This window comes from Pseudomonas pudica, assembly GCF_015680405.1.
GTDB lineage: Bacteria > Pseudomonadota > Gammaproteobacteria > Pseudomonadales > Pseudomonadaceae > Aquipseudomonas > Aquipseudomonas pudica.
The window spans coordinates 32,904-46,045 of the sequence record NZ_JADLJS010000031.1; the positions used below are offsets into that span (position 1 = coordinate 32,904).

Annotated in this window: 14 protein-coding genes; 7 read left to right on the forward strand and 7 right to left on the reverse strand. The window is 65.2% G+C overall.

What is annotated here, in order from left to right; all coding sequences use genetic code 11:
- Positions 1-160: 160 nt before the first annotated feature.
- Complete coding sequence (locus tag IRZ77_RS19345; RefSeq protein WP_196174169.1) at positions 161-1,075, reverse strand: LysR substrate-binding domain-containing protein; 915 nt, start codon at positions 1,073-1,075, stop codon at positions 161-163.
- Positions 1,076-1,169: 94 nt separating this feature from the next.
- On the opposite strand from IRZ77_RS19345, the gene IRZ77_RS19350 reads away from it, so the two are divergent.
- Positions 1,170-2,345: an MFS transporter gene (locus IRZ77_RS19350; RefSeq protein ID WP_046614032.1), complete on the forward strand. Its 1,176-nt coding sequence runs from the start codon at positions 1,170-1,172 to the stop codon at positions 2,343-2,345.
- A 47-nt stretch (positions 2,346-2,392) separates the two neighbouring features.
- On the opposite strand, the gene IRZ77_RS19355 is transcribed toward IRZ77_RS19350, so the two are convergent.
- Positions 2,393-3,016, reverse strand: a complete 624-nt coding sequence (locus IRZ77_RS19355; protein ID WP_046614031.1) for a glutathione S-transferase family protein — start codon at positions 3,014-3,016, stop codon at positions 2,393-2,395.
- A gap of 198 nt (positions 3,017-3,214) precedes the next feature.
- Here IRZ77_RS19355 and IRZ77_RS19360 point away from each other — a divergent pair, with 198 nt between their 5' ends.
- The 3 genes from IRZ77_RS19360 to IRZ77_RS19370 all read left to right on the forward strand — a co-directional run bounded on the left by IRZ77_RS19360 (position 3,215) and on the right by IRZ77_RS19370 (position 5,351).
- Positions 3,215-3,517 (forward strand): DUF3077 domain-containing protein, encoded by a 303-nt coding sequence (locus tag IRZ77_RS19360; RefSeq protein ID WP_025338583.1) that lies wholly within the window; start codon positions 3,215-3,217, stop codon positions 3,515-3,517.
- A gap of 79 nt (positions 3,518-3,596) precedes the next feature.
- The gene (locus tag IRZ77_RS19365; RefSeq protein ID WP_135002441.1) at positions 3,597-4,319 is read left to right on the forward strand and encodes a hypothetical protein; all 723 of its coding nucleotides are present in this window, start codon (positions 3,597-3,599) and stop codon (positions 4,317-4,319) included.
- A 111-nt stretch (positions 4,320-4,430) separates the two neighbouring features.
- A complete protein-coding gene (locus tag IRZ77_RS19370) occupies positions 4,431-5,351 on the forward strand; it encodes a LysR family transcriptional regulator (protein WP_085601304.1) in 921 nt (306 codons plus the stop codon).
- A 168-nt stretch (positions 5,352-5,519) separates the two neighbouring features.
- Here IRZ77_RS19370 and IRZ77_RS19375 read toward each other — a convergent pair whose 3' ends face one another.
- The gene (locus IRZ77_RS19375; RefSeq protein ID WP_196174171.1) at positions 5,520-6,824 is read right to left on the reverse strand and encodes an MFS transporter; all 1,305 of its coding nucleotides are present in this window, start codon (positions 6,822-6,824) and stop codon (positions 5,520-5,522) included.
- A gap of 266 nt (positions 6,825-7,090) precedes the next feature.
- Between IRZ77_RS19375 and IRZ77_RS19380 the strand changes: the two genes are divergently transcribed.
- Genes IRZ77_RS19380 through IRZ77_RS19390 form a run of 3 tightly spaced genes read left to right on the forward strand, consistent with a single transcriptional unit; the run spans position 7,091 to position 9,400 of the window.
- Positions 7,091-8,254, forward strand: a complete 1,164-nt coding sequence (locus IRZ77_RS19380; RefSeq protein ID WP_196174173.1) for an iron-containing alcohol dehydrogenase — start codon at positions 7,091-7,093, stop codon at positions 8,252-8,254.
- A gap of 21 nt (positions 8,255-8,275) precedes the next feature.
- A complete protein-coding gene (locus IRZ77_RS19385) occupies positions 8,276-8,590 on the forward strand; it encodes an NIPSNAP family protein (RefSeq protein ID WP_013972037.1) in 315 nt (104 codons plus the stop codon).
- A 33-nt stretch (positions 8,591-8,623) separates the two neighbouring features.
- On the forward strand, positions 8,624-9,400 hold the full coding sequence (locus IRZ77_RS19390) for an SDR family oxidoreductase (protein WP_108481361.1): 777 nt from the start codon (positions 8,624-8,626) through the stop codon (positions 9,398-9,400).
- Between the two features lie 37 nt (positions 9,401-9,437).
- On the opposite strand, the gene IRZ77_RS19395 is transcribed toward IRZ77_RS19390, so the two are convergent.
- The 4 genes from IRZ77_RS19395 to IRZ77_RS19410 form a co-directional block, all read right to left on the reverse strand.
- Positions 9,438-10,373, reverse strand: coding sequence for a cyclase family protein (locus IRZ77_RS19395; RefSeq protein ID WP_108481362.1), 936 nt, complete (start codon positions 10,371-10,373; stop codon positions 9,438-9,440).
- A gap of 98 nt (positions 10,374-10,471) precedes the next feature.
- Positions 10,472-11,014 (reverse strand): WYL domain-containing protein, encoded by a 543-nt coding sequence (locus IRZ77_RS19400; RefSeq protein ID WP_046614023.1) that lies wholly within the window; start codon positions 11,012-11,014, stop codon positions 10,472-10,474.
- A 107-nt stretch (positions 11,015-11,121) separates the two neighbouring features.
- Positions 11,122-12,108 (reverse strand): zinc-binding dehydrogenase, encoded by a 987-nt coding sequence (locus tag IRZ77_RS19405; RefSeq protein ID WP_085601310.1) that lies wholly within the window; start codon positions 12,106-12,108, stop codon positions 11,122-11,124.
- Between the two features lie 218 nt (positions 12,109-12,326).
- Positions 12,327-13,124 carry an SDR family NAD(P)-dependent oxidoreductase gene (locus IRZ77_RS19410; protein ID WP_196174175.1) on the reverse strand — a complete coding sequence of 266 codons (798 nt, stop codon included), beginning with the start codon at positions 13,122-13,124 and terminating at the stop codon, positions 12,327-12,329.
- Between the last annotated feature and the right edge of the window lie 18 nt (positions 13,125-13,142).

Here is a 13,142-nt window from a genome sequence, read left to right on the forward strand (position 1 = left end):
GCGGATGCCGCTTTCATGGAACTGCACAGGACTCACTGAATTAGCAGGGCCCCTGTGGGAGCGGCTTTAGCCGCGAACACCGGCGCAGCCGGTGCCATACACTGTGTTGGATTCTTCGCGGCAAAGCCGCTCCCACAGGGTACGCGTACCGTTTGCGAATTCAGTTCTCTGCGCGACAGCTCCGGCCTGACAGTTGTTCTACCAGAAAATCCACGAACACCCGCACCCGCGCCGGCATCGCCGGGCCGCCGACGAACACCGCATGGATCGGCTCGCTATCACCCGGGTTGTACGCCTCCAGCAACGGCACCAGCTGCCCGTTGGCCAGGTCGTCGGCCACGGTAAAGGTACCGATGCGCGCCACGCCGGCGCCGAGCCTGGCCAACTGCGCCAGGGCCTCGCCGCTGCTGCATTCGATGTTGCCCGTCACCTTCAATGAAAAGATCTGCCCGTCGCGGCGGAACGGCCAGTCGGGCGCGGCGCGGCGGAAGTTGAAGCGCAGGCAGTTGTGCCGGGCCAGGTCCTCTGGCACAAGCGGCGTACCGCAGCGCGCCAGGTACTCGGGCGAGGCGACGATCACCTGGCCGGTTTCGCCAATGGCACGAGCGCTCAACGAACTGTCCGGCAGGTGGCCGAAGCGCAGCGCCACGTCGGCCTGGCCGCCGAGAATGTCGGCCACTTCGTCGCTGAGGGTAAGGTCGACCAGCACCTGCGGGTAGCGCGCGCTGAACGCTGCCAGCAGCGGTACCACGGTCAAGCGGCCATGGCCCAGCGCTGCGCTGACCCGCAAGCGCCCGCGTGGCACGCCCTGGTCGGTGATGGCCTCTTCCACTTCGAGCATGTCGGCCAGCACCCGCCGTGCACCGCGCAGGTACGCTTCGCCCTCGGGCGTGAGGGTGATCGCTCGGGTGGTGCGCAGCAGCAGGCGGGTGCCCAGGCGCTGTTCGGTGCGCGCCAGGATGCGGCTCACCGCCGAAGGTGTCAGGCCCAGTGCCCGGGCGGCGGCGGACAGGCTGCCCTCCTGGGCCACCTTGGTAAATATTTCCATCTCGCCGGATCTTCCACTGAAGTCCATTTGTGCCTCTTCAGCAAAGGTGGTTCGCAAAAATGCAGTCTAGTGCGGCTTGGCTTCGGATCGTAGCATTTGCAGCACAGATAAGGAGCTTGCCATGCGTATCAATCCACCTCTTGTCGCACTCGCCATCGGTGCCTTCGGCATCGGGGTCACCGAGTTCGCCCCCATGGGCATGCTGCCCAGCATCGCCACCGACCTTGGCGTCTCCATCCCCGCTGCCGGGTTGTTGGTCAGTGCCTATGCGATCGGTGTGCTGATCGGTGCGCCGCTGATGACCCTGGCCACGGTGAAGATCCCGCGGCGTTACCTGCTGATCGGGCTGATGGCCATCTTCACCCTCGGCAACCTGATGTCGGCCTTGGCCAGCGACTACGCCAGCCTGCTGGTTGCCCGCGTGGTCACCTCGCTGAACCACGGTGCGTTCTTCGGCATCGGCTCGATCGTCGCGGCCAGCGTGGTGCCGCCCGAGAAGCGCGCCGGGGCCGTGGCCGCCATGTTCATGGGGTTGACCCTTGCCACCATCGGCGGTGTGCCGCTGGCGACCTGGTTCGGTGAAATGCTGGGCTGGCGCACGGCATTCTGGGGCATCGCCGGGCTCGGCCTGGTAGCAATGACCACCCTCTGGTACGCACTGCCCAACGTGCCGTCGCCCAAGGGCGGCGGGGCCATGGCAGAAATCCGCGTGCTGGGCCGCGGGCCGGTGCTGGCGGCATTGCTGCTGACTGTGGTGGGCTCCAGTGCGATGTTCACGGTATTCACCTACATCGCGCCGATCCTGCAGAGCGAGGCGGCAGCGTCCACCACCTTCGTCACGGCCATGCTGGTGTTGTTCGGTGTCGGCCTGACCTTGGGTAACGTGTGGGGCGGCAAGGCGGCGGACCGTTCGATCGACCGTACCCTGATGCTGTCGCTGGCCGTGCTGATTGCGGTGTTGCTGGTGTTCCCGCTGGTGATGGACTGGCCGCTGGCGACTGCGTTGGCGGTCCTGGTGTGGGGCGCTGCCAGCTTTGCCCTGGTGCCGCCACTGCAGATGCGGGTGATGGAGGCGGCCAAGGATGCGCCCAACCTGGCGTCGGCGGTGAACATCGGGGCGTTCAACCTGGGGAATGCAATTGGTGCGGCGCTGGGTGGGGCAGTGATCAACGCCGGGCTGGGGTATTCGGCGGTTTCCCTGGCGGGGGCGGCGATGGCGGCTTTGGGCCTGGTGATGGTGCTGCTGTTCGCCTGGCGGGGGCGGGCGGGGGCTGCGGCGAGTCAGGTTGCTGTTTAACAGGTGGAGACTTCGGGGGCTGCCAGGCAGCCCCGCAGTTTTGCCCGTCACGGCGTACCGTTACGGCCATGCAGGTGATAGGCCGGGCGCTCGCTAAGCCGCTCGTAATAATCGCGCACTGCCGGCAGGTGCGGGTGCTCGAATGGCGTTTCGAACCAGCGGTTGACCGACAGGCCAATGGGGATGTCGGCCAAGGTGAACTGGCTACCAGCCACGTAGGCACCGGTGTTTGCCAGCTGGCGGTCGAGAATGCGCATGTAGCGCGCCCAGTCCGCGCAGCCGGCGGCCAGGGCCTGTGGGTCCTGGTGGGCGGGCGAGTGCCTGACCAGCGACATGAACGCGTAGCTCCACGAACGGTTGAGGTCCGAGGCCTGCCAGTCGATCCACTGGTCGATCCTGGCCCGCGCCTGCGCCTCGCCCGGGTAGAACCCGGTGGCGCCATAACGCGTGGCCAGGTAGCGGATGATGCTGTTGGATTCCCACAGGGTGAAGTCGCCATCCTGGATCACCGGGATCATGGCATTGGGGTTCAACGCAAGGAACTCGGCGCTGTCCGTGGGCTTGAAGCCCGCCCCCCAGTCTTCGCGCTCGAACGGGACCTCGAACTCGGCGCACGCCCACAGAACTTTTCGTACATTGATGGAGGAGGCTCTACCCAGTATCCGTAGCATGGTGTTCATCCTTGTGGGGGGGACACCGATCGTCCGTCACTGCCGGTTGCCGGTCAAGAGCCTGAGTGGTGGCGGAGCATCCCCTTTGTAGGGTTCTTGTAGTCCATTTCTGAAAGTAAGCCTTTCCACCCCCAAGGTTATTGTGGCGGGGCAGGCAGCGCCCTAGTCTCGGCACGCTCGTAACCCCGAGGAATGGACATGGACAAAGACACTCCGAAAGAAAGCAGCAACCTCAATGTCGTGCGCGCAGCGGGCCGTTTTGGCAACGGCGGCGCCGAACTGGTGCAGATGAACGCGCAGTTGCCAATGCGTACGGCGTTGATGGAGGCCTCGAGCATCATGGGCTGCATTACCGAACTCACCCGCAAGGCCATCGACCGGCCCGGTGACCGCAAGGCGATGATGCAGGCCACGTATTACCTGGCAGGCATGGCCAAGGCGCTGATCGACGGCCAGTTGCAACAGTTGCGCCAGGCTCGGGGAGGCGAGCAGGAGCCATAGTCAGGCTTGCCTGGGGACCTTGAACTTGGCACCCTTGGTCGGTTTGAATCGTCTGTATCACGACAGAAGGAAGTTCGCATTGAGCTGGGACAAGGTGGGGAAACTCCTCGTAGCCGTGCTGCTTGGCCTGATGGTCCTGCTGGCCGCCTATGGATTGCTCAGGGGCAACCCACGCCTGGAGGCATCGCTGACCTATGCCTACCTCACCTATCCCAGCCAGTTCAGCGAACGCATCAGCAAGGCCAGCGAGCAGCTCAAGTACGAGCAGTTGCAGGGGCGCATAAATGCCATCAGCGAGGGCGGGCTGAGTCACGATCAGGTCGAGCGGCTGATCGAAATGGCCCAGGCGCCGTATGCCCAACTGTTCGCCAAGCCCTTCGAGGCCGGGCTGGTCGACCACCGTACCGGCCTGCTCATCGAGCTGCGCAACAGCGGTGATGCGCAGGTGCGTCAGGTGAAAATCCGCCTGCCGGCGAAAGGCCTGGTGCAGGTGCGCGATGCAGCTGGCAATGACACCATCCTGGAAACCTCCACCATGCAAGCGGACATCCCCGTCATCGAGCCGGGTGGCGCGTGCAAGGTATGGGTGTATTTCGATGCGGACTACTCGCAGATCCGTCAGGGCGGGGTCAGCATCAGTCACGCCGATGGCAAGGCTGACATCCAGGTGTACCGCGAAGTCATCGGTTTCCCGGCCTGGGCGGCCCGTTACAGCCGCGAGCTGATGGTGCTGCTGGGCGTATTGGCGGCCAGCGTGCTGGGCCTGGGGTATGCCTGCCTGTCGCGCCGCCGCGTGGCGTGAGCTTGCCGGGCGTGTCTTCAGGGCAAAGGTCATTTGCCGCAAACTCAACAATCGCCCGTTGACAACCCTCTATAGTGCTCGGCATTACAAGACCCATGCCGAGCCTGCCCGATGATCCCCTCCCTGGATTCCATTTTTTCCCGCCTGCGCCTGCGTCAGTTACGCCTGCTCATCGAACTGGACCGTTGCGGCTCCCTGCACAAGGCGGCGGAGGCCATGGCGATTTCCCAGCCCGGGGCTACCAAGGCCTTGCGCGAGGTGGAGGAGGTGCTGGGTGTGCCGTTGTTCCAGCGCCTGCCCAGCGGCCTGGTGGCCAATGACGTAGGCCGTTGCGTGGTGCGTTATGCGCGCTTGATCCACAGCGACCTGGGGCATTTGCGCGAGGAGGTGCTGGGCATTGTCCAGGGCCAGGGTGGGCGGCTGGCGGTGGGCAGCATCATGGGGGCCATGCCGACCCTGGTCGGTGCCCTCGGGCGGTTGCGCCGCAAGCAGCCGCAACTGGCGGTGGAGATCGCCGAGAACACCAGTGCCAACCTGCTGGCCCAGCTTGATGAAGGGCGCCTGGACCTGGCCATCTGCCGGCCAGGGTTGGGCCGCAATGCGGCGGACTACGCCTTTGTCGAACTGGCCCAGGAGCCGCTGGCGGTGGTCGCGCACCCGCAGCACCCGCTGGCCGGGGCGGCGGCGCTGGAGGTTGGCGACCTGAGCCAGTACCGTTGGATCGTCTACCCGGCCAACATGCCCATGCGCCAGGCGCTGGAGCGTGAATTGAGCGAGGCGGGGGTGGAGGTGCCACGCTACCCGCTGGAAACCTTCTCCACCTTCGCCACCTTCATGCTGCTGGAAGACGACCCGACGCTGGTGGCGGTGATCCCCAGCGCCGTGGCGGCCTTTGCCGAGCAGCGCGGGTTGCTGGTGTCGCTGGCAGTGCAACTGCGGGCGCTGAGCGAGCCGTTCGGGATCGTGCACCGAGTAGCAGCGCCGCTGTCGCCGGCGGCGCGGTTGCTGGTGGAGGAGCTTAAGGCCGGTTGAGCCCTGTTGCGGCTCCCTGTTGGAGCAATTGTCTCGCGCTGCCTGTCCTGGCCTTATCGCCGGCAAGCCAGCTCCCACAGGTACTGCAAAAACCTTGAAAGCAGCTCGACCGGTGTGGGAGCCGGCTTGCCGGCGATGGGCTGCAAAGCAGCCCCAACCGGCTGTATCTCAGAACTGCCGCTCGCGGTAATCGATCAAGCTGGAAAACACCGCAATCAACACCGCAGCCGCCACAAAGAAGATCAGCGCAAAGAAGTAGTCCCCGCTGAACTGTACGATCAGCCCGATCACGATCGGCACCAGCACCCCGGCCATGTTGCCACAGAAATTCATGGTGCCACCCAGCACACCGGTGCGCGACGGCCCGCCGATGATCGCCGGCAGGCACCAGTACATCCCGCACCAACGGATGAAGAACATCGCCACGCACAGCAGGCTGATCACCGCGACGGTCTCGCCCACATAGGCTGCCGCCAGGATGCACAGCGCCGCCACCAGCGCCGAGCCGCTGAACAGGGTGCGCATCACCAGGTTCGGCGAGGCACCGCTGGCCCGCCAGCGGTCACCGATCCAGCCGCCGATCAGTTCGCCGACAAACCCGCACATGAAGATCAGGAAGGTCGCCCCGCCCATGGCCGAGATGTTCAGGCCGTGGGCCTTGTGCAGGTAGCTCGGCATCCAGGTCAGCAGGCCATAGAACACTGCCAGGATGCAGCTGTAGCCGGCGAACATGGCAAAGATCGAACGGTCCTTGAGCAATTCGCGCAGCGGCAGGCTGGCCTTGGCTGCCGCGGCATGGGCGCTGGCGTTGCCTTCGGTGATGTGGCGCAGCTCGGCCTCGTTCACCCCCGGGTGCTCGCTGGGGTGGTTGCGGATGTACTTCCACGCCAGGATGCCGGCCAATACGGTGCCGACTCCGGCCACCACGAAGGCCAATCGCCACGAGCCCAGCCAGGCAATCAGCCCGGAAATCAGGATCGCACCCAGGGCGCTGCCCAGCGGTGCGCCGCCATCCACCAGCACCGCGCCACGGCCACGTTCGTTAGGCGTCAGCCAGGCGCCATTGAGCTTGGCCCCGGCGGGCATGATCGGCGACTCGGCCACGCCCAGGCCGATGCGTGTCAGCAGCAGTACCAGCCAGTTGTGCGAGGCCGCGCCCAGTGCCTGGAACAGGCCCCAGGCCACGGTTGCCGCACCAATGATGCCGCGGGTGTGGAAGCGGTCCAGCAGCATGCCGCCAGGGATTTGCATCAAGGCATAGGACCAGAAGAACGCACTGAGCATCAGCCCTTCCATGGCCGGCGTCAGGTTGAATTCGGGGGCGATCAGCGGTAGCGCAACCGACAGCGAGGCGCGGTCGATGTAGTTGATTGCGGTCAGCAGCAACAGGATCAGGAAGATGCGCCAGCGCACCGTGGTCATCGGGGCCGCAGCGGGCAGCGCCAGGTCGGCCGGGGAGGGGATGGTCTTCATCGCAGGAGCTCGTTGTTGTGATTATCGGGAGGCGTAGCAACTACGCAGGCCGATTGTTGGAGCGCTGCCGGCATTGCAGGTAATGAAAAGAGCTGATCCGCCAATAACGCCTGCTTATTACCCGGGCAGGGGATAAGCAGCGGTTATTGGCGGATCAGCTCTTTTCATTATCGGCGGCCCTGGCCCGCGCTCTAGATTGCCCCGGCACGGCCCGCCAGCGTCACGGCGGGCACAACAAGAACAACGTAGTTGCCTGAGGACCCCTCATGAGCCAATTCCAGTTCCATTTCCCCACCATTGCCAAATGTGGCGCGGGCCTGGCCGACCAGGCCGGTGCGCTGCTCAAGCCGTACGTGGACGGTACCCTGTTGGTGGTCACCGACCAGGGCCTGATCGACGCTGGTATTCTGGCCGGCTTCTTTGCCTCGCTGGAGCAGGCGGGCATCGACTACCAGCTGTTCTCTGCCGTTGAAGCCAACCCCAGCACCGACGTGCTCGACGCTGCCGTGGCGCTGCTCAAAGCGCGCAACTGCACCGCCGTGATCGGCGTGGGCGGCGGCAGCAGCATCGACACCGCCAAGGGCGTGGCGGCGATGGCCACCAACCCTGGCAACATCCTCGACTACGAGGGCTACGACAAACTGACCCAGCCGCCGCTGCCGATCTTCGCCATCCCGACCACCTCCGGTACCGGCAGCGAATGCACGGCGTCGACCGTGTTCACCAACAAGCGCACGCTGTTCAAGACGGTGATCGTCAGCCCGCGGCTGTTCCCGCGCCTGGCCATCCTCGACCCGGCACTGACCCTGAAGCTGCCTGCGGCCATCACCGCTGCCACCGGCATGGATGCCCTGACCCATGCCATCGAGTCGTATGTGTCGCGCCAGGCCAACCCGATCAGCCAGGCCATGGCCCTGCAGGCCATTCGCATGATTGCCGGCAGCCTGGAAAAAACCTACTTCGTCGGCACCGACATGGCCGCCCGCGAACAGATGCTGCTGGGTTCGTTCCTGGCCGGGGTGGCGTTTTCGCAATCCAAGCTGGGCAACGTGCATGCCATTTCCCACACCTTCGGCGGGGTGTTCAACATCCCCCATGGCATCGCCAACGCCGCCCTGCTGCCTTACGTGATCAAGTTCAACCTGCCGGCCTGCCCGGAGCGCTTCCGTGACATCGCCATTGCACTGGGCGCCGATGTGACCGGGCTCAACGTGGAACAGGCCGCGGCACGCACGGTGGACGCGGTGGTGGCCCTGAACCAGGCCATCGGCATTCCCGCGACCATCCGTGAACTGGGCGTGGACCTGGAGTTCCTGCCGCAAATGGTCAGCGACTCGATGCGCAGCGGCAACGTGCTGGTCAACCCACGCCTGACCACCGCACGCGATGTCGAGCGCCTGATCACCGACGCCTACCACGGCAACCTCTGAACCTTTGGCGGAACCACGACCATGTTCTATGAAATGCGTACCTACACCCTGCACATCGGCAAGATGAAGCAATACCTGGAGCACTTCGAAAAGGAAGGCTTGCCGGTGATCTCGCGCTACGCCAAGCTGGTGGGCTGGTGGTACACCGAGATTGGCGAACTGAACCAGGTGGTGCACATCTGGGCCTACGAGAGCCTTGACGACCGCATCGAGCGCCGCGCCGCCCTGTACCGCGATGCGGACTGGCTGGAGCGCTTCATCCCCGTGGCCTTCCCGATGCTGGTGCGGATGGAATCGAAGCTGTTGATGCCTGCCGCGTTTTCGCCGATCCAGTGACCCTGTAACTGCATTGCATCAAGGAGCAACCCAATGGATCTAGGCATTACCGGCCGCTGGGCCATCGTCTGCGCGGCCAGCCAGGGCCTGGGCAAAGGCTGCGCCGAGGCGTTGGGCAAGGAAGGCGTCAACCTGGTCATCAATGCCCGTACCCAGGCCACCCTGGAGCAGACCGCCGCCGAGTTGCGCGCGGCCTGCCCGGGCATCGAGGTGCGCACCGTGGCCGGTGATGTCGCCGACGCCGAGGTGCGCCAGGCGCTGCTGGCAGCCTGCCCGCAGGTGGATATCCTGGTCAACAATGCCGGTGGCCCGCCGCCGGGCGACTTCCGTGACTGGGGCCGCGAGGACTGGCTGAAGGCACTGGACGCCAACATGCTTACCCCCATCGAGCTGATCAAGGCGGTGGTCGATGGCATGGCCGAGCGCGGGTTCGGTCGGGTGGTGAACATCACCTCCGGTGCGGTAAAGGCGCCGATCGATATTCTTGGCTTGTCCAATGGTGCACGCAGTGGCCTGACCGGCTTCATCGCCGGCCTGGCACGTCAGCAGCGCCTGGCGGGCAGCAACGTCACGCTGAATAATCTGCTGCCTGGGGCGTTCGACACAGCGCGCCTGCAGAAGACCTTGAAGGCGGCAGGTGGCGATGTGCAAGCCACCACCCAGGCGCGGCGCAAGGCCATCCCGGCGGCGCGCTTTGGCAATGCCGGCGAGTTCGGCGCTTACTGCGCGTTCCTGTGCAGTGCACATGCCGGGTACATCACTGGGCAGAACCTGTTGATCGATGGCGGGGCGTTCCCCGGTACGTTCTGAAGATGGGGCTGCAAAGCAGCCCCAGGATCGAAATCGATCAGTGAATCGCCACGGGGTTGATGTTCACCTGGGTCGAGCCCTTGTACAGCGGCTGGCCCAGCACGAACAGGAACTCGAACGCCTTGTCCTTCACAAGCGTGCGGGTGTCGATCAGTTCCAGGTTGTAGATGCCGCGCTTGGCAAGCATGAACTGGTTGACCGGGAACTCTTCACCGGTCGGGTTCGGGTACACCTCCGACGCCCAGGTATCGCCACCAAAGGCGACAATGCCCTGGTCCGCCAGCCACTCGGCCGCCGGCAGGTCGATGCCCGGTTCGGTGGCGAGGAACTGCTGGTTGTCCTTGCCGATCAGTTCCAGCCAACCGGTGTTGAACAGCACCACGTCACCCTTGCGCAGGGTAATGCCTTGCTTCTTCAGTACGGCCTTGATGTCGTCGACGGTGAACGAGGTGCCGCCGGGCACGATGGCCTTGCCGTAGTGAGCGGTCATGTCCAGCACCACGCCGCGGGTGACCATGGGCGGTACTTTTTCCACGCCCAGCTTGGTCACGCCTTCGACAGTGACGAAGTCGGCAGCTTTGTTGCCGTTGTAGTAGACATTGTCGATACCGATGTGGCCGATGCCGTTGAGCTGGGTGCCGACGCCGGTCCAGCCGTTGACCAATTCATCGTTGAAGCTGAACTTGTTGCGGCCCAGGGTCTGGCCGGCCTGCTCGCCAGGCTGGATGTTGTACAGGTGGAAGCTGCGGTGGCGGAAGGCTGGCAGGTCTTTGCTAACCGGTACGGCCAGCGGGTAGGTCTTGCCGGTCTTGACCAGGCCAACCGCCTGTTTGACCACTTCGGGGGTGAGCAGGTTGGCGGCGCCGATTTCATCCTGTTTGCCGTAGGGCGAGGTCTGCCAGTCGGCGGCCAGGGTGGCCTGGGCGGTGGACGCCAGGGCGACGGCAAGCAGCAGGGGCTTGAAGCGTTTCATCGGGTACTCCTGATAGTGAGGCGTTGTCAGGAGCTGATTCTGCGCAGGGCCACCTGTGGGAAAAAGCGGCCCGGGGGACAATGACTTTTGCTCGCCGGTCAACAACCATCCTCGTGCAGCGCCAGGCTCTGGCGCAACTGCTCGAGCATGGCCTGGCGCAGTGCCTGGGGCGCCTGCACGCAGATCGAGCCGGCCTGGGAAAGTAGCCAGCCCATCAACGCGCGGTTGTCGTCGACGGTGGCTAGCAGGGTGGCGCCACCGTCCGCTTGCAGCGTCAGTTGCATGTCTGCCGACAGTGGCGACGCTTCCAGGCGCCGGGCCAGGGCATCATCGACCCACGCGTGCAGCACGACCTGTTCCGAGGGGGTGAGCGCATCAGGTTGCAACTGCTGCGCTTCACGCAGGTTCAGGCCCGGTTGCCAGTACCAGCCGTAGGGCATGCCTTTGCTGTTGCACTGCACCGGGAACAGCGCCGCAAGCTCCACCAGGTCGCGTTCGACGGTGCGTTTGCTGGTGATATGGCCCACGGCTGTCAGGGCGGCCTGCAACTGGGTGGAACTCATCCCTGGGTGACGGCCGGGCAGCAGCTTGAGCAGTTGCCACTGGCGGGCGATGGTGTGACGGGTAGGGTGGCTGGGCAAAGGGCTCGTCCTTGAAGACAGGCACGAGGCCTGCCTGAGCAGTGGCGTTTAGCTATTGCCCAGCATACCTTGTAGCAGAATGGGATCCAAGTTTTCGCACAGGGCGTTCAGTCGAGGCGCGTCACCCATTTGCCTGCGCCTTGGCCCTCTTTCAACTGCCGCAGAGCCTGGGGCAATGCCGAGAAAGCGAACTCGCGGCGTTGTGGCGCGATCAGGCTGCCATCGGCGACGGCCTGCAACAGGCGTTCACCAGCTACGCGCAGGGCTTGGCGGTCAGCCAATTGGCCATGGGCATGAATGCTGTTGAGCGCCACTTCATGCAGCGAGATCGCCGTGCCGAAGGCCGGCGTTGGCGCGGTTTCCTGGCGGTCCTGGATGCACACCAGGTGGCCGTTGTAACCGAGCAGGTGAGCAAGGCTGCCGGCATGGGCGCCGCTGACGGTGTCGAACAGGGCATGCAGCGGGCGCTCGCCCAGGGCGGCCTGCAGTTGGTTCTGCCAATCGGCGTCGTGGTAGTCGAACACCCCGCTCACACCAAGGGCCTTGAGCGTGGCGTGGTGGCGTCGGCCGGCACTGGCCCACACGCGCAGGCCACGCTGCGCGGCCAGTTGTGCGAGGTAGAAGCCCACTGCGCCACCGGCGCCGATCACCAGCACGTCGCGGCTGGCACCTTCGGGTACCTTGGCCAAGGCCTGCCAGGCGGTCAGGGCGGGGCAGGGCACAGCGGCCGCGGCGGTGTCGCCGAGCGCACTGGGGATATGCATCACCAGGCTGGCATCGAGCAGGCAGTGCTGGGCAAAGCTGCCGTCCCGCGCCAGCGACTGGTGGTAGGCAACGCGGCTGCCCAACGGCAGGTCGACGCCTGCGCCAACGGCGACTACCACACCGGCGCCATCCACACCCGGGACCGTGCCTTGCTGCCAGGCAGGGTGGCCCCATTCGCAGATTTTCCAGTCCACCGGGTTGAGGGCAATGGCACGGTTGGCCACCAGCACCTCGCCGGGGCCGGGTTGTGGCAGGGGTTTACGCAGCAGTTGCAGGCCATCGAGGCCGGCGTTCGGGGTCCAGGCCCAGGCTTGATGATCGGTTGGCATGGTGCGGGTCCTCTCGAGACGGGTGTGGGCGGCAGGCTAGCGGGGATCGGGCGGGGGAAACAGGTGCGGTGAGGGCAAGGTGTTTTGATTTCAGGGCAAAAGTCTGGGGCCGCTTTGCGGCCCATCGCGACACAAGGCCGCTCCTACAAGGGAAACGCGTTCTCCTGTAGGAGCGGCCTTGTGTCGCGATGGGCTGCAGAGCAGCCCCCAGGTTGAACTCAGATAGCCAGGCTGTCGACCACACCACCGTCGACCCGCAGCGCTGCACCGGTGGTGGCGGACGAGTAAGGGGAGGCCAGGTACACCGCCAGGTGGGCGACTTCGTCGACATCGGCGGCACGCTGGATGATCGAGCTCGGCCGTGCGGTACGCACGAAGTTGTCGGCTTCTTCACGAATGCTGCGCCCGGACGCCTGGGCTGCATCAGCCACCAGCGCGGCCACGCCGTCGGTCAGTGTCGGGCCGGGCAGCACTGCGTTCACGGTTACCCCGGTGCCAGCCAGGCGCTTGGCCAGGCCATGGGATACCGCCAGGTTGGCAGCCTTGGTGACGCCGTAGTTGATCATGTCGGCAGGGATGGCGATGCCCGACTCCGAGGAGATGAACAGGATCCGCCCCCAACCGTTCTCCACCATGCCCGGGGCATAGAGGCGGGCCAGGCGCACGCCGCTCAGCACGTTGGTGTCGTAGAACCGCGTCCACTCGCTGTCGGCCACTTCGAAGAAGTCGACATCGTCGTAGATGCCCAGGTTGTTGACCAGGATGTCGGCCCGTGGGTGGGCGGCGAACAGGGTTTCGGCACCGGCGGCGGTGCCCAGGTCGGCAACCACGCCGTGGATCTGCCCACGGCCGCCTTGTTCGCGCAGTTCGGCCAGGGCGGCATCCAATGACTTATGGCTGCGGCCGGCAATGACTACGTCAGCGTTGGCGCGGGCCAGGCCGCGGGCGATAGCCAGGCCAATACCGCCGGTCGAGCCGCTGATGATGGCGGTGCGTCCGCCGAGGTCGATGTTCATGGAATGGCTCCTGTGGGG